The sequence below is a fragment of the Endozoicomonas sp. 8E genome, from assembly GCF_032883915.1.
Classification (GTDB): Bacteria; Pseudomonadota; Gammaproteobacteria; order Pseudomonadales; family Endozoicomonadaceae; genus Endozoicomonas_A.
The window spans coordinates 2,891,628-2,911,462 of record NZ_CP120717.1 but is presented as its reverse complement, the minus strand read 5'-3'; the positions used below and the strand labels follow the sequence as shown (position 1 = coordinate 2,911,462).

15 protein-coding genes (1 of these 15 only partly in view) are annotated in these 19,835 nt (G+C 45.8%); 11 read left to right on the top strand and 4 right to left on the bottom strand.

What is annotated here, in order from left to right:
• Nucleotides 1-154 precede the first annotated feature (154 nt).
• The 3 genes from P6910_RS09250 to P6910_RS09240 all read right to left on the bottom strand — a co-directional run bounded on the left by P6910_RS09250 (nucleotide 155) and on the right by P6910_RS09240 (nucleotide 5,321).
• Nucleotides 155-1,240, bottom strand: coding sequence for an IS630 family transposase (locus tag P6910_RS09250; RefSeq protein ID WP_317146526.1), 1,086 nt, complete (start codon nucleotides 1,238-1,240; stop codon nucleotides 155-157).
• A gap of 403 nt (nucleotides 1,241-1,643) precedes the next feature.
• Nucleotides 1,644-1,862, bottom strand: coding sequence for a hypothetical protein (locus P6910_RS09245; RefSeq protein ID WP_317145983.1), 219 nt, complete (start codon nucleotides 1,860-1,862; stop codon nucleotides 1,644-1,646).
• Nucleotides 1,863-2,177: 315 nt separating this feature from the next.
• Nucleotides 2,178-5,321, bottom strand: a complete 3,144-nt coding sequence (locus P6910_RS09240) for an ankyrin repeat domain-containing protein (RefSeq protein ID WP_317145982.1) — start codon at nucleotides 5,319-5,321, stop codon at nucleotides 2,178-2,180.
• 28 nt (nucleotides 5,322-5,349) lie between these two features.
• Between P6910_RS09240 and P6910_RS09235 the strand changes: the two genes are divergently transcribed.
• From P6910_RS09235 to istB, 5 genes are all read left to right on the top strand, one after another.
• The gene (locus P6910_RS09235) at nucleotides 5,350-5,511 is read left to right on the top strand and encodes a hypothetical protein (RefSeq protein ID WP_317145981.1); all 162 of its coding nucleotides are present in this window, start codon (nucleotides 5,350-5,352) and stop codon (nucleotides 5,509-5,511) included.
• A gap of 711 nt (nucleotides 5,512-6,222) precedes the next feature.
• On the top strand, nucleotides 6,223-6,762 hold the full coding sequence (locus P6910_RS09230) for a DUF29 domain-containing protein (RefSeq protein ID WP_317145980.1): 540 nt from the start codon (nucleotides 6,223-6,225) through the stop codon (nucleotides 6,760-6,762).
• Between the two features lie 496 nt (nucleotides 6,763-7,258).
• Nucleotides 7,259-8,239 carry a hypothetical protein gene (locus P6910_RS09225; RefSeq protein ID WP_317145979.1) on the top strand — a complete coding sequence of 327 codons (981 nt, stop codon included), beginning with the start codon at nucleotides 7,259-7,261 and terminating at the stop codon, nucleotides 8,237-8,239.
• Nucleotides 8,240-8,442: 203 nt separating this feature from the next.
• On the top strand, nucleotides 8,443-9,996 hold the full coding sequence (gene istA, locus P6910_RS09220; protein ID WP_317145978.1) for an IS21 family transposase: 1,554 nt from the start codon (nucleotides 8,443-8,445) through the stop codon (nucleotides 9,994-9,996).
• Nucleotides 9,997-10,006: 10 nt separating this feature from the next.
• Nucleotides 10,007-10,765 (top strand): IS21-like element helper ATPase IstB, encoded by a 759-nt coding sequence (istB, locus tag P6910_RS09215; protein ID WP_317146525.1) that lies wholly within the window; start codon nucleotides 10,007-10,009, stop codon nucleotides 10,763-10,765.
• A 37-nt stretch (nucleotides 10,766-10,802) separates the two neighbouring features.
• Here the strand turns inward: istB and P6910_RS09210 are convergent, their stop codons facing one another.
• The gene (locus P6910_RS09210; RefSeq protein WP_317145977.1) at nucleotides 10,803-11,474 is read right to left on the bottom strand and encodes a hypothetical protein; all 672 of its coding nucleotides are present in this window, start codon (nucleotides 11,472-11,474) and stop codon (nucleotides 10,803-10,805) included.
• Nucleotides 11,475-12,392: 918 nt separating this feature from the next.
• Here P6910_RS09210 and P6910_RS09205 point away from each other — a divergent pair.
• The 6 genes from P6910_RS09205 to P6910_RS09180 form a co-directional block, all read left to right on the top strand.
• Nucleotides 12,393-12,533: a hypothetical protein gene (locus P6910_RS09205; protein WP_317145976.1), complete on the top strand. Its 141-nt coding sequence runs from the start codon at nucleotides 12,393-12,395 to the stop codon at nucleotides 12,531-12,533.
• A gap of 304 nt (nucleotides 12,534-12,837) precedes the next feature.
• Complete coding sequence (locus tag P6910_RS09200) at nucleotides 12,838-13,338, top strand: DUF29 domain-containing protein (RefSeq protein ID WP_317145975.1); 501 nt, start codon at nucleotides 12,838-12,840, stop codon at nucleotides 13,336-13,338.
• 518 nt (nucleotides 13,339-13,856) lie between these two features.
• The gene (locus tag P6910_RS09195) at nucleotides 13,857-14,327 is read left to right on the top strand and encodes a hypothetical protein (RefSeq protein WP_317145974.1); all 471 of its coding nucleotides are present in this window, start codon (nucleotides 13,857-13,859) and stop codon (nucleotides 14,325-14,327) included.
• A gap of 142 nt (nucleotides 14,328-14,469) precedes the next feature.
• Nucleotides 14,470-14,817: a hypothetical protein gene (locus tag P6910_RS09190; protein WP_317146604.1), complete on the top strand. Its 348-nt coding sequence runs from the start codon at nucleotides 14,470-14,472 to the stop codon at nucleotides 14,815-14,817.
• A gap of 61 nt (nucleotides 14,818-14,878) precedes the next feature.
• Nucleotides 14,879-15,160: a hypothetical protein gene (locus P6910_RS09185; protein WP_317145973.1), complete on the top strand. Its 282-nt coding sequence runs from the start codon at nucleotides 14,879-14,881 to the stop codon at nucleotides 15,158-15,160.
• A 395-nt stretch (nucleotides 15,161-15,555) separates the two neighbouring features.
• Nucleotides 15,556-19,835: the start of a hypothetical protein gene (locus P6910_RS09180; protein ID WP_317145972.1), read on the top strand. 5,713 nt of this gene lie beyond the right edge of the window; 4,280 of the gene's 9,993 nt are visible here — the first part of the coding sequence; the start codon lies at nucleotides 15,556-15,558; its stop codon lies beyond the right edge, outside the window.

Sequence of the window (19,835 nt, the reverse complement as noted above, 5' to 3'; positions counted from 1 at the left end):
ACGACGTAGTATAGTTAATAAAAAATTAAAAAACCTCTGGCGCTTTTTAGCAGATTCTGGATGAATAAGTAGAACTATTGCACCCAAGCTCTGATATCCATACACCCCCTCGTTCCCACGCTCCAGCGTGGGAATGCATACCTCACCCAACAAACTAGTGTAGTGCGTCGTTCTTTTTGCAACTTAACCGGCGATTAGCCCGAACGACTTTTTCTAAGATGTCATTTGCCTTAGCAGTCCAGATAAACGGCTTGGGATTTTGGTTATGCTTTTCAATATATTCATCAATCGCACTGACTAGCTCTGGCACACTGACAAACACACCACGGCGTAACCGCTGACTCGTGAGATCCCGAAAAAATCTCTCAACCATGTTTAACCATGATGCTGACGTTGGCGTAAAGTGCATATGAAAACGAGGATGTTTTTCCAGCCACTCTCGCACCTTCGGGTGTTTGTGAGTTGCATAGTTGTCGCAAATCAGGTGCAGCTCTTTGTCTTTTGCCGTTTCCCTATTTATCTGTTTAAGAAACTTCAACCATTCCACATGGGTATGACGCTGCTGGCACTGACCGATGACAGCACCATCAAGTACATTCAACGCTGCAAAGAGAGTGGTTGTACCATGTCGTTTATAATCATGAGTCATTGTTGCGGCACGCCCCCTCTTCAACGGTAAGCCAGGCTGTGTTCGATCGAGCGCCTGAACCTGACTTTTTTCATCACAACACAGCACCAACGCATGTTCAGGAGGAGACAGATAGAGTCCGACAATATCTTCAAGCTTCTCCACAAATTTCGGGTCTCGGGACACCTTGAATGTCTTTTCCAGGTGAGGCTTGAGGCCATATGCATGCCATATCCTGCGAACACTTCTTTCACTGATACCGCTAACAGCAGCCATAGTTCGGGTGCTCCAGTGAGTAGCATTTTCCGGAAGGGTGTTTGTGGTCAGACTCACAATCTCAGCAGCATCAATCTGCTTTTTACGGCCACTGCGAGCTCGATCCTGTTCAATTCCGGAGAAACCTTCCTGAGCATATCGGTCACGCCAGCGGCTGACCTGATGACGACCGATCTTCAGTATTTGCGCAATCTCAAGATTGCTTTTTCCTTCTGCAGCGAGAAGAACAATCTGGGCACGGCGGGCCAGGCGAACGGGGCAAGTATTTGACGAAGTAATCTTTCTGAGTCGTATTTCTTCAGAAGCATCAAGTGTTATCTCTGTGGCAACTCGCATAGTAAAAACAGGCAGTGGTTGGAATGACATCCATAATAGACTGTTAGGAGTTTTTATGTAGTGTTAATTAGGTCGCACTACACTAGTGCAGCCAAGCTCCGATATCCGTACACCCCTCGTTCCTACGCTCCAGATTATCAATGGCACCCAAACTCCGTTCACCCTGAGCGGAGTCGAAGGGCGCTCAGGATGAACGTGGATTGTTCACATCAAACTCATTGAAATGTGTACCAGTTTGTTAGGTGAGGCATGCATTCCCACGCGAAGCGTGGGTACGAGGGGGTTGTATGAATATCAAGGCTTGGTTGCACTATTGTCCTTTGAAAACTCTAAAGTCGAGTCTATTAATATACAGGTATCAACAAGGGCCAGTTGATTGATTATCTTCATCAATCAACCCCTCCTATTCCTTAGCACTCATCAAGGTTTTGTATTTTTTACAATTTTGCCGAAACGGGTTATCCTCGGCAGGGTCGATGGATTTTAAAGGGGTGGCGTTTGGGTCTTTTGTAGGGAATACCACAAGCTTACCATCTATTGCATCAATCTTTATAGCACTGTTGCCAATGCATTTCTCAGCTTCTTCAGTAACCTCAACCAATAGTGTTTTAAATTGACTCATCTGTCATCTCCCGTAAGGTATCAACATAAGAACTATGATCGATACGTATAGCATTTTCCATAATATCTTTAAAGTGTTCGACTTTAGAGTTTGACAAAAACCAACGTTCGATTTAATCCACAGGCAAGAGACAGCCTGATCCGCCAGACTCGTCATCCAAGTCCGGTTTTATATTCGGTTTCCTGATGCACAACCTTGAGCATGGCAACCGTCTCTCTTTTTACTGGACTTGAGGCGCTTGCTTTTAGCAGAATCTGGATGAATAAGTAGAACTATTGTCCTTTGAGAACTCTAAAGTTGAGGATGAATTTCACCTCAATTTTGCAGCTCAATAACCACAGGAGGGTTCTGCTCAGAGTCACTTTTCGTTTCGCTGGGCTTCGAACTCTCAATTTTATTTCGAATCAATGAAGCAGCTTCGTCATTACCAATGGACTCTGCCAAGTCTAAAACCGACTCATTATTTTTATCCGTTAATTGTGAACCTTCAGTGTTTTCTATTAATAATTTTATAGCTTCTTGATTTTTACGACGTAAAGCAACATTCAGAGGTGTCTCTCCTTTATTATTCTTGAAATTTAAATCTGCACCTGCGTCTATTAATAATTCTACAGCTGCTTTATTTCCATAAAGTGAAGCAACATGCAGAGGTGTCTGTCCTTCATTATTCGTGACATTTAAAAGTACACCTCCATCTATTAATAATTCTATAGTTGCTTCATTTCCATGATGTAAAGCAACATGCAGAGGTGTCTGTCCTTCATTATTCTTAATATTTAAATTTGTAATTTCTTGTTGTATTATTGATTTTATAGATTCTTGATTTCCTCCAACACATAAAGCAAGATGTAGAGGTGTCTGCCCTTCATCATTCTGGATATTTAAATCTGGCTTGTATAAACTAATGAATATTACAGAAAATTGGTCAAGCTCCATTTTTAAAGCAACATGCAAAGGCGTATTGCCGGAAAAATATTGCTTATTTGGATTGAATGACTTGTCGGGATCAAATTCATGAAGTTTTTTACGAATTTCTTCGTCGTGAAGTTTTTTAAGACCTTCTTCGTCGTCAGGTTTTTTACGAATTTCTTCGTCTTTAGTCTTCTTCAAAACATAAATCTGATTGAGAAGTTTAATAAATTCATCATTTTCTATATATTGTAAACTTTTATCCTGACCTAGAGCTTTTACTATGTCTATTAGCCTACTTTTATAGGCAATAGATAAAGGTGTTCGGCCATCGTTCGCACAAATATTGGGGTTGGCAATTTCACCTTTATGTTCCATTAGACAACCTACAACTTTCTTATTTTCCAGAAGAACTGCAAAATGCAAAGGTGTGTAACCAAGGCTGTTCTGTATATTAATACCTGCTCCATTTTTCAAAAGAATTTTAATCATTTCTATATCATTATTCTGGATTGCATAGTGCAGCGAAGTATTACCTTGGTCGTCCTTTGCATTAATTTCTATCAAACGCTCTTTTATTAGAAGCCCTACTACAGAATGTGAATTAGCAAGAACCGCCTCATGTAAGACAGTTAGACCTGACTGAGTTTGAACGCAAAACTGGTCCTTTGTATCAGGCTTGCATAGTTGATAAAACTTAAGCCCACGCTTGCATGGTTGATAAAACTTAAGCCCACGATGTAGATCTCTATTTAGCAACATTTCCATAAGGGACTTAATATTGAAATTTGCGGCAATATGAAAAAGTGCTGATAATTCATCTTGAGAAAACTTAGATTTCCATTCTAATAACACTCTTATTATTGCATCTTGTGTTGCACCTTGTACTCCACTAATAGCAGCAAGGTATAGTGGTGTAAATCCATCATTGTTGGATAGTTCCTGGCTAGCACCATAATTAAGAAGTAAAGTCACGAAATTAGTATTCCTTTCCAATACTGCTAAGTGAAGAGGTGTATTGCCTTGACAGTCTTCTTTATTGATAATTCTCAATCGCTCAGGAATACGAGTTGGAATTTTAATCAATTGTTTTACAACAGCTACAGGATGATTGTTAATGATTACTAAGTGAAGAGGTGTATTGCCTTGATAGTCTTCTTGATTGATAATTCTCAATTGCTCAGGAATACCAGCTAGGCTTTTAATCAATAGCTTTACAGCTTCAGGATGTTTGTTAATGATTGCTAAGTGCAGTGGTGAGTGTTGCTGACTGTTAAGTAGCTTTATATCTGCCTCTTTATCTAAGAGTTCTTTTAAGGTATTTACGTCCCCCTGTGTTGCAGCTACATGCAAAGGGGTAAAACCCTGATTATTTCTTTCATCACACTTGATTCCTTTACTGAGCAAAAGCTTAATCATCTTTAATTTTTTGGCAGTTATGGCTATATGCAACAGCGTATCTCCAGAGGAATCCGATTGATCAATTAAATCCGGAGAAGAGTCTAACAGGTTGCCAACTTTTTCAACGTCCCCTTGGCGAACCGCATTTTGCAAAGATGTAAATAATTCCTCTTGTTCAGTGCGATCGGCATCAGTATTAACTTCAGAGTTATCAATAACATTAACTTCAGGGTTATCAATAACGGAAACATCAGGAAAAATAACTACAGACGAATCAGGAGGCATGAATAACAAGCTTGTTTGCTGTCTTGCCATTTTTCTTATTAAATCACCTTCAATTTTTCGCCTATTACTTTCTATATCCTTTGCATGAGTAATTTTCGCCTTATGTTTCTCTCTTATATTTACTATAAATCTATAGAAACCATAAGAAGCTGGCACCAATGCTAACGCGCCTAAAAAACTAACTACTCCAGCTGTCCACTCAATATATCTAAAATTCACTTCGTGCTCATGCGAAAGGATTCCATCATCATTCGAGTTACTTGAAGTATTAAGTAGCTTTCTATTTGAAAATTTATTAAATGCTTCCCCAGAAACATCTGAACCATTCTCAGAATTTAATTCCAAAACAATTTCTGCGCTGGGTGTTTTACCAACAGCATAAATTACTTTTTCTTCTTCCGTTGTCATGATCTTATAAAAGGTAATATCTTTTGGCATACCGGAAGGATCATTATCATTTCCCTGCCTAATCCAAATAACTTCACCATTTGGATTCAAAGCGCTAATAAACCACTCTTGTTTGTATTGCAACTGCCCAGCGATGTACAAGTGATCACCTTTGAATACAGATGCGCTGACACTACCAATAAAATCAGGTAGTAGTTGCTCATAAGTTTCTTCGTGGCCAGCATTCTTAACAACTTTCCAAAGCAACCGCCTTTTGTCTATATCGTAATAGATGTAATTAATTTCATCGCCATCGCCATCGCCATCGGAAGGGTTTCGATATAATAGTTGCAGTACCTTTGAGTTAGGCAGAACGGAGTCGGAGCTCGTCCTTACCGAAGTCCATGCCATGGTGGTATTGCAGTGAATAAACGCGGCCAGAGTTGCAGAGGCGGCAAAGCAGGAAGGAGTTTTCATATGAGAAGAACCAAGTGGTGAGCAAAACATGGAAATTGTAGCTGATCAAGAGAAGTACAAAGGTTTTTTTCAAGATATTTGCTGGCAAAGCATTGGCTCAAGAGCCAACATCTGTGCAGGCTTTACCGGGACAGCCTACGCGAGAGTGGAGTTAGACAGGATTCGTCGTGCATTCATGGTGACAGCGTAGACAAGTCCAGATAATTTCAGATTATGTCAGATTTTTAGTAGTGGCAATGGCTGGTTGATTACCTGTGCAGCCTGGCCGTTGGTGACAATGTCAGAAATATAAACGACGGAGGATAATTAATAAAAAATTATAAAACTCTGTCGATAAAAAAATATACACGACATATTTATTATATAAAATAGATAATAAGGTCACTGTCGTAATTCCGAACTACACTGCATGGTGGAATTTTTTCGTATTTAAAGCCCTGCAGCCACAGGCCAGTGAAAATCGAGTGTCGTAACCGAAACTGAGGCTGTAGCAAAACTCTGGTGCCCATGCTGCAGCGTGGGAACGAGTGGTTGGAGTTTTGCGACACCCTCAGAGCGTGGGAACGGTGTGCCGTAGCACACAATCAGAATGATAAGGGATGATTAACCTGAGTGTGTGGAAGCTATTGGAAAGATGGCGGTAGGCCCGCCGGAGTCGGTCGTCGAAGGCACGTTCCCCTCCGGTGATCAGCCTACAGGCGCACTCCGAATGTTGTGTAGGCGGTGTCCGGCGTATAGAAGGCATGCCTGTAAGGGTGTAGCCAACAACTTGCACCCCCCTCACCAAATGCTATCCTCAAACCTCGAACAAAAGTGAAACTCAGACCTGCTGGCCGACTTATCCCCAGGGATGGGGGGTATCCCACCAAGCGCCTGGAGCGCGACTGGGAGGGAGCGGTTGATGGCTGAAGAATGGTATCCGTTTAATGGAGTGAACATTATGAGTAATTTATACGAAACTGATTATCAACAGTGGTTATCCAATCAGGTAGCCTTGCTGCGAAATCATCACTTTGACCAGTTGGATTTAGAAAATCTGTTAGAGGATTTGGAGTTGGGCATAGAATCAAAAGTCGATAATCTTGAACGTTTTCTAACCAATCTTATTCTCCATTTACTCAAGTGTGATTATCAAACAACAGTATTAAGAGATTCGGTTGCCACGGAAAGAGTTATCAATGGGTGGCTGAACTCTATTGATAATGCAAGGCGTGAGATTAATAAGTTAATGCGGAAGAACGCTTGTTTAGAAAGACGGGTTGAGGGTGCTTTGAATGGTGCTTACCCAGATGCCAAAGAGGGTGCTATCGGGGAAATGAATCGCCATATCCCCACTAAATGCCCAAAACTGGACAACAGCAGCTTCCCTGATACCTGCCCATGGTCTTATGAAAAGCTAATGGAAAAAGACTGGTATCCCCTTAACGGAGTTGAACTCTAACCTTTCTGGCGCTGCTCCATTTTGACTCGCTCCCATGCTTTTAGGCCCTGCGGGTCCCAGCGTGGGAACGAGGTAAAGCTGTCTCTTAGTCAGATCTCCACACCCCTTGTCATCCGGTAGGTGTGGAGACGGTCTTGCAGTTTTGCCCAGCCTTCGCGTGCTTTACGTGCATTTCGACCTCCACGCTGAGGCACTTTAATCGTAAAAGCTCCCAAGGCTGGCTCTTCAGCCAGGGCATCAAAAAGAAGTTGGTCATGGTCAATCAAAATTCGGTTTTGTGTTGCCCTGATAACAAACCTCTGGTTGTGAGCCAGCTTGTACAGGATATATTCATAAAATTTAAGAGTGTCCTTTTATTTGTGTACGTCCTTTTATTTGTACGCTTTTTTATTGCTCCGATCCACACTCACTGTCGTCCTTGTAACCGTTGAGATACCTTCTATCCTTCATCAGGCTCCCTACCCTCAGCATTTTCCACTAATCCTTGGAATACTCTATGAAAATCCAATCTTTTTACAGCTCATGGTTGCTCACCAGTGTATGGGTTCTAACCTTGATGGTCAGCTTTCTGGCTCGACATCTCCACGCAGGCGTGCCACTCTCAAAACCAGCACCACTGAAGACTCCTGCTGATGCATCGATCACTTTTAAGCTTGCGAATACTGATCACAGCCACCCGCTATGCTCAGGCGCAAGGTTTTCCCATGCAGAGATAGCCACCAGTCAGACTTGTATGGAGAAATTGAAAACACATATTGATACCGGCTCTACGGTTCATGCCATTTCAAGTCACGGTGAGGACTATGGTGAAGTCCGGCTACCGGACACCGGCATGGAAGAGGAAGCATCAGCGCACACTGAAGCACCACGGTTGGCAATTGTTATACTGACAGCTCCAGCAGAGAACAAGGTTCTATGGCCTGCTATCCATATCAATGAAATATCATCTAACTCAACGGTCACAGTTCACAGGGCAGGACACGACGAAGATAACCTGCATAAGCGGTCTATAGCCAATCAGGTCGTACTTGACAATTGTAAAGGTGAACTTTGTACGGTTCACAATGGCGATGATACTCAGCTTTTAAACGACGGTGAGCCTGTTTTTCAAAATGGGAGGCTACTTTGTGTTACTTCGCAAAACCAGCATTGCCGAAGATCTCGATCGTTAGCGACCAGACAATCAAGTAATTGTGTAGAAACTAAACGCGACAGTACTGTTGTCGAGTACGATTGCAATGAGTGTAGTAGTCAGCAAGGTGATTTACCCGACGTCGGTCGATTGCCTAACTGCCAGGGGGCTTACTGTACAATCACCTATAAAGGATTCTTACTACATATCAAGGATACTAAGTGTAATTACTGGTACAGCTCTGTTGCTGCTATTGCAGGATTTGCAACGGCGGGCTTCCTGCTAATCGTAGTCCCCTGCTGGATATTCTGGCATCACTTGAACATCCATTCTGGTAACTCTTGAACACCTATTCTGGTAGCGCTTGAACACCCATTCTGGTAACTCTTGAACACTTTTTGGCTATTTTCAGAATCGCTGTTCAACTGCCCAGAATCTGTGTTCAAGCCTCCAGAATCTGAAACCTCTTCTTTCGGTAGATTATCTCTTACGCATTGATTTCCTTGAACTTTAGCCGCTGACCTTTCTAAACAGGAAGGACAGCAGCCATGTCAGATAACAGGATTTCCATGCGAAAACTTCAAGAAATACTTAGGATGCGCTTTGAGTATCGCCTCAGCATCCGGCAAATAGCTCGCAGCACGCGGGTCAGTGTTGGCAATGTGTCCAACTATGTTCAGGCCTTTGAGCGGTCGCCTCTGAGCTGGCCTCTGCCCTCGGATTGCTCTGAGGCTACCTTGGTGCAGACACTATTCCCTGAGGCCCCACTGTCGAGCCGCCAAGGTCTGGTCGACCCGGACTGGGGCGTTATTCACCAGTCACTCAAGCGCAAGGAGGTGACCAAGCAAATACTCTGGGAGGAGTACTGCCAGGAGAGCACTCTCAATGCCTACAGCTACTCGCAGTTTTGTCACCGCTACAACCAGTGGCTGGGCTGCCAGAAACGTTCCATGCGACAGCATCACAAGGCGGGTGAAAAATTGTTTGTAGACTACGCCGGTCTTACGGTCCCTGTCGTTAATCCAAAGACCGGTGAGATCGCCCATAACGCCCAGATTTTCGTAGCGGTGATGGGAGCCTCTAACTACACCTACGCAGAAGCCACCCTGTCCCAGAAGTCCGAAGACTGGCTGGGGTCTCATGTTCGGGCCTTTGAGTTCTTTGGAGGTATTCCAGCTGTCGTGGTACCAGACAACCTCCGGAGCGGTGTCAGTAAGGCTTGCCGTTATGAACCGGACCTGAACCCGGCTTACCAACACCTGGCCAACCACTACCAGGTGGCGGTCATTCCAGCTCGGCCCTACAAGCCCAAGGACAAGGCGAAAGCCGAAGTGGGTGTGCAGTTGGTTGAACGCTGGATACTGGCCAGACTTCGTCATGAGACCTTCTTTACCCTGGCAGAACTGAACAGTCGTATACGGGAGCTATTGACTGAACTCAACCTTAAGCCCTTTCAAAAACTGCCAGGTACACGACGAAGTACCTTTGAGCAACTGGATGAACCCGCTTTGCGACCTTTGCCCAAACAGGCCTTTGAGTACGCTGAGTTCAGCAAAGCCAGGGTGAACATTGACTATCACATTCACTGTAAAGGCCATTACTACTCAGTGCCTCATCAGCTGGTCAAGAAAGAGGTGGAAGTTCAGGCAACAGAACATACGGTCACTGTCTTCTGCAAAGGTGAAGTTGTGGCCTGTCACCCCCGTAAGTTCACAACCGGTTTTACCACTCAATCAGCCCATATGCCTGAACGACATAGCAAGCACCAGGAGTGGACACCGGAACGACTGCTGGAGTGGGCAAAACAGCTGGGCCCCGATGTTCACTGGATAACTCAGTATCTGTTGAACAGTCGTGAGCATCCGGAGCAGGCTTATCGGTCTTGCCTGGGGTTATTGAACCTCAAACGGGATTACGGAGCTGACCGGTTAAACAATGCTTGCGCCCATGCCCGGAAAATCAAAGGTTACCGACTCAAGAATATCCGGGCGATCCTGCAATCAGGTAAAGACAAACAGGCTCTTCAACCTGAGGTGAAACAAACGACACTACCTCTTCATGACAGCCACGAAAATGTTCGTGGTGCAGCCAGCTATCAGTAACCGGAGACGTATCATGATGAATCAAACTCTGACCCGTCTGCGGTCACTGCGCCTGACAGGCATGGCCGATGCCCTGGCTCAGCAACTGGAGCAGCCCGGCACCTACGACAGCCTGAGCTTTGTGGAGCGGCTGGCCCTCCTGACAGAACAGGAAGAGACCGAGCGCAATAACAAACGTCTTGCCCGGTTACTGAGGGCGGCCAGGTTTAAGCTGGCTGCACGGGTAGACGACATTGACTACGAACATCCCCGGGGGTTGAAGAAAGTCCAAATAGCCACATTGTCCAGCGAGGATTGGTTAAATAGGCACAGGAACCTGCTGATTACCGGACCTTGTGGCAGTGGTAAAAGTTACCTGGCTTGTGCACTGGGACACCGGGCCTGCATACAGGGTTACAGTGTCCGCTATTACCGACTCTCGCGCTTACTGGAAGAGCTGAGCCTTGCCCATGGTGATGGCAGCTACAGCAGGCAACTCAAGCAACTGGCGAAGGTGGATTTGTTGATACTGGATGACTGGGGACTGGAACCTCTGACCCAGCAGCAACGCAACGATTTACTGGAAGTGATGGATGACCGTCACGAACAAAGTTCAACGTTGGTTACCAGCCAGCTACCGACCCGGCAATGGCATGGCAGCATCGGTGATGAGACACTGGCAGACGCCATTCTGGATCGCCTGATGCACAACGCCCACAGGATTACGCTGAAAGGGGAATCCATGCGCAAGAAGCTGGGAAAACTGGAAACACTTGAACACTTGGACTAAAAATCAGACTGGGTGATGCGTAGGAGATCCAGGGTGTTCAAATGAACCAGAATGGGTGTTCAAGCTGACCAGAATACGCATCGTGCTCATGCGAAAGGATTCCATCATCATTCGAGTTACTTGAAGTATTAAGTAGCTTTCTATTTGAAAATTTATTAAATGCTTCCCCAGAAACATCTGAACCATTCTCAGAATTTAATTCCAAAACAATTTCTGCGCTGGGTGTTTTACCAACAGCATAAATTACTTTTTCTTCTTCCGTTGTCATGATCTTATAAAAGGTAATATCTTTTGGTATGCTGGAAGGATCGTTATCATTACCCTGCCTAACCCAAATAACTTTACCATTTGGATTCAAAGCGCTAATAAACCACTCTTGTTTGTATTGCAACTGCCCAGCGATGTACAAGTGATCACCTTTGAATACAGATGCGCTGACACTACCAATAAAATCAGGTAATAGTTGCTCATAAGATTCTTCGTGACTAGCATTCTTAACAACTTTCCAAAGCAATCGCCTTTTGTCTATATCGTAATAGATGTAATTAATTTCATCGCCATCGGCAGAGTTTCGATATAGTTGCAGTACCTTTGAGTTAGGCCGAACGGAGTCGGAGCTCGTCCTTACCGAAGTCCATGCCATGGTGGTATTGCAGTGAATAAACGCGGCCAGAGTTGCAGAGGCGGCTAAGTAGGATGGAGTTTTCATATGAGAAGAACCAAGTAGCGAGCAAAACATGGCAATTGTAGCTGATCAAGAGTAGTAACAAGGTTTTTTTCAAGATATTTGCTGGCAAAGCATTGGCTCAAGAGCCAACATCTGTGCAGGCTTTACCGGAACACCCTACGCGAGAGTGGAGTTAGACACGATTCGTCGTGCATCCATGGTGGCAGTGTAGACAAGTCCAGATAATTTCAGATTATGTCAGATTTTTAGTAGCGGCAATGGCTGGTTGATTACCTGTGCAGCCTGGCCGTTGGTGACAACGTCAGAAATATAAACGACGTAGGATAATTAATAAAAAATTATAAAACTCTGACGCTAAGAATTATACACGACACATTTATTATATAAAATAGATAATAAGGTCACTGTCGTAATTCCGAACTACACTGCATGGTGGAATTTTTTCGTATTTAAAGCCCTGCAACCACAAACCAGTGAGAATCGAGTGTCGTAACCGAAACTGAGGCTGTAGCAAAACTCTGGTGCCCATGCTGCAGCGTGGGAACGGTGTGCCGTAGCACACAATCAGAATGATAAGGGATGATTAGCCTGGGTGTGTGGAAGCTATTGGAAAGATGGCGGTAGGCCCGCCGGAGTCGGTCGTCGAAGGCACGTTCCCCTCCGGTGGTCAGCCTACAGGCGCATTCCGAATGTTGTGTAGGCGGTGTCCGGCGTATAGAAGGCATGACTCTGTATCGGGCTTTCCTATGGAACTGCGGGAACCAGTCGTGCGGATGTTAAGGGAGAATCTCAAGTGGAACCCCCACAAGAGACTGAGTACCGAAGCCGCGCACTGGGGCGGAGCCACTCGTAGTAGTGTTGAAGCTTCTGTAATGGGAGTGAAGCGAAGGGGTGGCGTCAGGCAGTTTTTTATAAATACCCAACGATATGGGAGGGAGCTTGTTTGTCATTCTGAAAGCAGGATCTTGTCTGGATGCCTGTAAGGGTGTAGCCAGCAACCTGTTGAAGGATCACAACTACCTGACCATGTGGGATGAGGTGTTGAATAAAAACAGGGCAAATCATGATATCAAGGTTTAGCAAGGAATACCTGCTGGAAGACAGGTATCCCCCGAGTAAATTTTGGCTAATGAGGTAGCCTGCCTGATGGGAGCGGTATGAATCGAGAGGTTCACGTACTGTTCTGAGAGGGGCTGGCGGCGAAGTTCCGCCGGTCTACTCACCAGGTGAACCCCCCGCCAACAACTTGCACCCCCCTCACCAAATGCTATCCTCAAACCTCGAACAAAAGTGAAACTCAGACCTGCTGGCCGACTTATCCCCAGAGATGGGAGGGAGCGGTTGATGGCTGAAGAATGGTATCCGTTTAATGGAGTGAACATTTATGAGTAATTTATACGAAACTGATTATCACCAGTGGTTATCCAATCAGGTAGCTTTGCTGAGAAATCATCACTTTGACCAGTTGGATTTAGAAAATCTGTTAGAGGATTTGGAGTTGGGCATAGAATCAAAAGTCGATAATCTTGAACATTTTCTAACCAATCTCATACTTCATCTTCTTAAGTGTGACTACCAAACCAGTGTGCTGCGGAATACTGTAGCTACAAAACGGGTCATAAACGGGTGGCTAAACTCTATTGATAATGCAAGGGACGGTATTAATAAATTATTAAGAAAAAATCACAGTTTAGAACAACGGGTGGAAGATGCTTTAGTTGAGTCTTACCCTGATGGGAAAAAAGGAGCCATTCGGGAAATGAATCGCCATATCCCCACTGAATGCCCAAAACTGGACAACAGCAGCTTCCCTGATACCTGCCCATGGTCTTATGAAAAGCTAATGGAAAAAGACTGGTATCCCCTTAACGGAGTTGAGCTCTAACCTTTCTGGCGCTGCTCCATTTTGACTCGCTCCCATGCTTTTAGGCCCTGCGGGTCCCAGCGTGGGAACGAGGTAAAGCTGTATCTTAGTCAGATCTCCACACCCCTTGTCATCCGGTAGGTGTGGAGACGGTCTTGCAGTTTTGCCCAGCCTTCGCGTGCTTTACGTGCATTTCGACCTCCACGCTGAGGCACTTTAATCGTAAAAGCTCCCAAGGCTGGCTCTTCAGCCAGGGCATCAAAAAGAAGTTGGTCATGGTCAATCAAAATTCGGTTTTGTGTTGCCCTGACAACAAACCTCTGGTTGTGAGCCAGCTTGTACTGGATATATTCATAAAATTTAAGAGTGTCCTTTTATTTGTGTAAGGGTGCCCTTTTATTTGTGTACGTCCTTTTATTTGTACGCTTTTTTATTGCCCCGATCCACACTCACTGTCGTCCTTGTAACCGTTGAGATACCTTCTATCCTTCATCAGGCTCCCTACCCTCAGTATTTTCCACTAATCCTTGGAATACTCTATGAAAATCCAATCTTTTTACAGCTCATGGTTGCTCACCAGTGTATGGGTTCTAACCTTGATGGTCAGCTTTCTGGCTCCACATCTCCACGCAGGCGTGCCACTCTCAAAACCAGCACCACTGAAGACTCCTGCTGATGCATCGATCACTTTTAAGCTTGCGAATACTGATCACAGCCTCCCGCTATGCTCAGGCGCAAGGTTTTCCCATGCAGAGATAGCCACCAGTCAAACTTGTATGGAGAAATTGAAAACACATATTGATACCGGCTCTACGGTTCATGCCATTTCAAGTCACGGTGAGGACTATGGTGAAGTCCGGCTACCGGACACCGGCATGGAAGAGGAAGCATCAGCGGACACTGAAGCACCACGGTTGGCAATTGTTATACTGACAGCTCCAGCAGAGAACAAGGTTCTATCCCGGATATTTCATAAAGAAGAGCAGGTTCCGCCCAATCACCTGATATGATTGGGTCGACCAAAAATAAGCTTCGGAAGAAGCAAACCGGAACTTGTCGTGACTCAATCTGCACAAAAACAGCTTCGATTTCATCCATCTAATGGTAAAACCGTAAGATACGACTTCAACGTGGGTGGAATGTCCTCCGATTTTGGCGCGCTGCTACTGCGAGAAACCCTTCTGTATAGTCGCCTCATGGCATGGATCAGGGACATCCATGGTCGCCTCATTGGAAAAAGCCGGTGCTGATGTTGCCCGGAGGGTGGGCTGGGAGCCTTTTGATACTGGGCTGCTGGCCAATATGAGTCAAGATGTGCACACCGTATTTGAAGAGGCGGTAAGGCTGCGAGACCGTGTCGGAAGGCCGTCCCAGTTGCCGGTTAACCAGCAGCAGGATGCCCATAGTAAAGAGTACAACGTCTGTGCAGGCTTTACCGGGACACCCTGCGCGAGAGTGGAGTTAGACACGATTCGTCGTACATCCATGGTGACGGCGTAGATAAGTCCAGTGCAACCAAGCCTTGATATACATAAAACCCCCTCGTTCCCACGCTTTGAGGGTGTCGCAAAACTCCAACAGCTCGTCCCCATGCTCTGACGTCGTCATTCCCGCGAAGGCGGGGATCCACACTGACTCACCACCAGAACCGTACTGCCCGGTGCCCCCTGGCCTTGTCATCCCTGAGAAGGCAGAGATCCACCGTTGGCGCTGGATTCCCGCCTTCGCGGGAATGACGACCTCGGAGCATGGGAACGAGTTGTTGGGCTTTTGCGACACCCTCGCTTTGCGTGGGAACGAGGGGGGGGGTGTACGGATATCAGAGCTTGAGTGCACTAGATAATTACAGATTATGTCAGATTTTTAGTAGCGGCAACGGCTGGTTCATTACCTGTGCAGCCTGGTCATAGGTGACAACGCTGAAAATATAAACGACGAAAGATTATTAATAAAAATTAAAAACCACTGTAGCTAAAAGTTAATACGACACTTTTATTATATAAGAATGTTAAGAAGGTAACTGTCTCAATTCCGAACTACACTGCAAGATGGAATTTTTTCGTATCTAAAGCCCTGCAACCACACACCAATGAAAAATCGAGTGTCGTAACCGAAACTGAGGCTGTCGCAAAACTCTGGCTCCCATGCTTTTAGGCCCTGTGGGTCCCAGCGTGGGAACGAGTGGTTGGAGTTTTGCGACCCCCCCAAACCATGTGGGGCAGTCTGTCAGGTGTTATCATGCCAAGTCCAAACATCAGAGTACCCAAGGATATTCATTTCAGTATTGTCGGTCCTGTAGTGGGCTGGGAGTTCAGTGTTCTGGCAATATGGGCCGGAGTGAACCCGCTGCATACAGTCCATGTATGGGCTCCCGAACGTTTGATATATCAAAAGATTCTATATTCGCTGCTTTTTTCTGAGAGAAACAAAATAACTATTGAGAAAGATTATCCTGTTGATCTTGCACAGTTGAGGGATAGCATCTGGGCAAAAGTTGACAGTTTTATGGGCAAGGATGCTGCCATAGAAAGCCTGAATATAATGACATCTGATTTTTCAGATAATGTAAAGACGGCGTTTAACATCCAAATAACCAGAGTCAACAACTTCTTAAATGAAATTAAAAATTCCATCAGCAATGCTGAAGTTCATAAAGACACGGGGCATTTTGAAAAAGTCAACAGTGATTTTATCAGGCACAGTTTAAGTTTTACTAACCCTATAATAATCGAAAGATATATAGGACTGACTCATGAATACGATCTTGGCGGAGTATATATTGATAAAGGAATAATGCCAAAGCTGAAGCGCGATCCCTTTTTAAAAAGGGGTAATTTGCTCGACCCGATATCGGGAACGGCAGTAGGTGATGAGAGGAGAAAACAGCTTGAAAGAGCTAAGATACGCGCTGTTTTAGAGAAACTGTTTTCAGAAAAAATTATTCAAGATCCTGCTCCTTATTTTGAGGCATACGACAAAAACCTACCGAAAGTACTGCTTAGTCAGATCAAAGGCATCGTAGATAACACCCCTATTGGTGACCTGTTCCATGCTCTGGAAGAGCACAGCCTATCCGCAAGTGGCCGCTATAAAATATTTTTAAATACAAAAGTAAATTCTGAAGAAAATATTGTCGCCAGATCTCTTGCTGCTACAATCCAGCCAATAATGGTAGCGTCTCGCCTGAGAAATCCAGTATTCAAAATGCTGCTCGATGAAATGCGTTTTCTGCAAGAAACTGCGGGTAATTTAAGAAAATCATCGATAAACATAGAAGAACTCTTGCCTGGAACAAAAGAAAGTATCGAAAAATTCTACAGAGAAAACAGAGTCACTGTCTCCGGCGACAGGATTGATAAAGTTGTAAGAATGTTACCTGCTCTTTCAGATAATACCAGGGAGTTTGACTACGACATTATTAATCAATTAGGTTATGACGCTTTTCAAAGAATAATAAAATTGCAAATAAATGGAAGGCCTTTAATCCGTCTAACTGATAACCTGTTAGCGAACACCCCCTTTTATAACAGGGAATCTTATAACCCTGACATGGACGATTTACATATTGTACGTGAACGTGAATACGACAAATTAATAGTAATTAATGTTTGTGATAATAATGACGCTAAAGCGCAATCTTTAACAAAGTCTTATGATATTTATAAAATGTACAAAACTGAAAAAGGCAGCGTTTTGTACGACGCTGTTGATGTTTCTCCAAAGGGAGGAAAAAAACTTATAACAGTAAAAGGAGAACCACCCAATAATATTGGCGAAGACACCAGAGTCATCATAACCGGAATGCTCTATTACCCCGATAGGCTGAGTCAAAGCTCCTCTTTCTTCTCACGGGAAATAGTGGCAGAGCTATCATCGCTTTTAAATATGGCGATTCCCACGGATACCACCGTTCAAAGCATAACATTCTTTTTTGATAACTCTGCACAAAACATTCCGGGTTCTGCGGGTACATTGGATGCCAGCCGTAGAGATTATGTTATACCTGAAGTTCTGAGGGAGTTGACCAGAGTACGCATCCGTGCAAATACAGCTGTTGCCGTTCGAGGTCCACTGTCAGCAGGCGTTCCTCAGCAAACGACCGGGGGGGATTCTGGTGGGCCGGCAGCCTCTGAAGATAGACCCTATTCTGAACTCAACCGTATTGTTTTTACCCTGACTAACGACAACACCGTTACATACCAGGCCAGATTCGGGTTGGCCTCCCTGGCACCCCAAATCAAGTTTACCGGTATCAGACACAAAGTTGGGCACACCAGCACCGAACCCGAAGTCAGGCGTACCGATACCGGACCCGAAGTCAGGCATACCGATACCGGACCCAAAGAGGATTTGATTAAAACCGTAGTCGAACATGAGTTTATCGAAGCCGGACTCAAAGAGGATTTGATCAAAGTCGAAGTCAGAAGCAAGCCTGTTGATGAGACCACCAAAGAGAATTTAATCGATACCATAGTCCACCATAAGTCTATCGATTCAGAACTCAAAGTCACTTTGGTCACAGCCATAGTTGGAGATAAGTTCGGCCCTACCCCACTCGAAACAGATAGTTCGGTCGAAGCCAGGCCTGCCTCGCAAGGTGAGGTTCGCGCGCCCGTGGTCGTAATAGATAGTTCGATCGAAGCTGAGTCTGACTCTGATAGATCGGAAGATGAGGTGCGCAGACCCACAAACGACTTCGCCCTTCAAGATAACAGAAAAGATGCCAGTCAATACTCATTATACGATGATTTTCAAGAAGCGCTCTTACATGGATTAGTGGAGCAACCGGCGACTGAAAAAGTTGTTTTCGCGAATCCGGACAGGAGACAAACTGTTCGTATGGAAGACACACTCCGTCTGGCGCTGGTTTCTTCCTCGTATCAGGAATGGTTTGTTCTCTACGCATGTCTCCACACCGAGCCTTACGAAGTCCACCAGCTTGAGCGGGCAATGAGCAGCTTCCAGAGTGAAGAAGCAAAGAAAAGGGCTTTTGCAACTCTCAAAAGACGGGTAGAGGTAAGGTCATACGACATCTACCCTCTCGATCATACAAAGGCAAAAGATGTCGCCACGCTTAACGCGCTATTCAAAAATGATTTTGAAAACATCAAGGTTTTCAGAAACCTGCCATCGTTGTCTTGTAGCAGGAGCCGAAGATCAGCCAATAGCGCCCGCTGTGACGCTCGACGTAAAGAGCTGGCGAATGCCCTCCGGTTACTTTCCGGCCCCGATACTCAACTCTATCTCGAAGATAAAACCGATATCGCCCTGCTCAATACTTCCGACGAGGGGGAACTCTGGCTGCAGGCGTTTTTCACTAGATTTCGTCGTCAGGAAGGCAAGGCCGCGTTAGCAGACACCCGAGGCATGCACTCTGTCATTGCCCTGGACGACACATCGTTTACCCGCGCCCAACATCGGATAAAGGCCGGGACCTTGAATGGGCAGCCCCTGCTACTCAGAGCCACCCCCTCTGGCGGTTATGTGTTGCTTAAACCTGATGGCCGGGTTCAGTCAGCCATCGCCGGGGGGGAGGGCAATCGCGTCACCCTCATTGGCCGGCCAGCCAGACTGATCACCCGTGCATTAACGACACTGGTCACTGATTTCGCCCCGGGCGGCCGCATCGCCACCCTGACCGTCAGCAATCTTGCCAACAGCGACCAGCCCCGCGGAATCATAGCCCTGAATGCCCTGAAAAACTTTATGAGCCAATCGCCTGCTAACGGCAAACCCCTGGTGGGCGAGCTGATTATCGAACCCAGGAGCCAAAGCATCCGTACCTTCAAGCGAATGGTAAAGGATATCGAGCGTCTGATGCCAAAGGACCGTCCGGCGATAGACACTCTTGTGCTGCGCTCTCCGGCCAGCGGACAGCCGGAATATCGGCTGTTTCCCGGCGAAACCACTGTGCTGATACCACCCCGGCCATCGGATTCAAAAGCTCTCCGGTATTTGCCACCCCGCGCGTCTGGCCATACTTTGGTGCCAGCGAAGCTCCAATCAGCGACAGTGGATAGTCTATCCATTGTCGCCAGTAAGCGGAGCGAATTCAGGCAGCGGCTGCTGGAGTTTGGCTCCGCCCTGAGCGACATTAAAGCCCGGCACTCACTCCCCGACAGCATGGTCCCCCAACTGGACACCCTTCGTCGGGATGTCCGTGGCTGGCGCATGGACTTTATGGAGCCCGACACCCTGGCCCGAAAGAACATTCGGTTTACGTCCGGAGCCCTTGGCCGCTTCCGGGGCTTTCTCCAGAAAGAGGGTCGCCAGGGGATGTTAGTCAAGGGGAAAAAAACCTCCACCGGCAGTCTGGAAAGGCTCAGGTCTTTTATAGGCCTTTACGACCTGATGACAGGGATTGCCCCCATAGGACATCATTATAAAAATTCCTCGCCCGGGAATATGACGGACACCCAACAGCAGATTTATATCGGGCGTCAGACGGTTTTTTATACGGCGATGGCATTACAAGGGATTGAGATGATTGATCTCGGGCGACGCGGGATCAAGGTGAT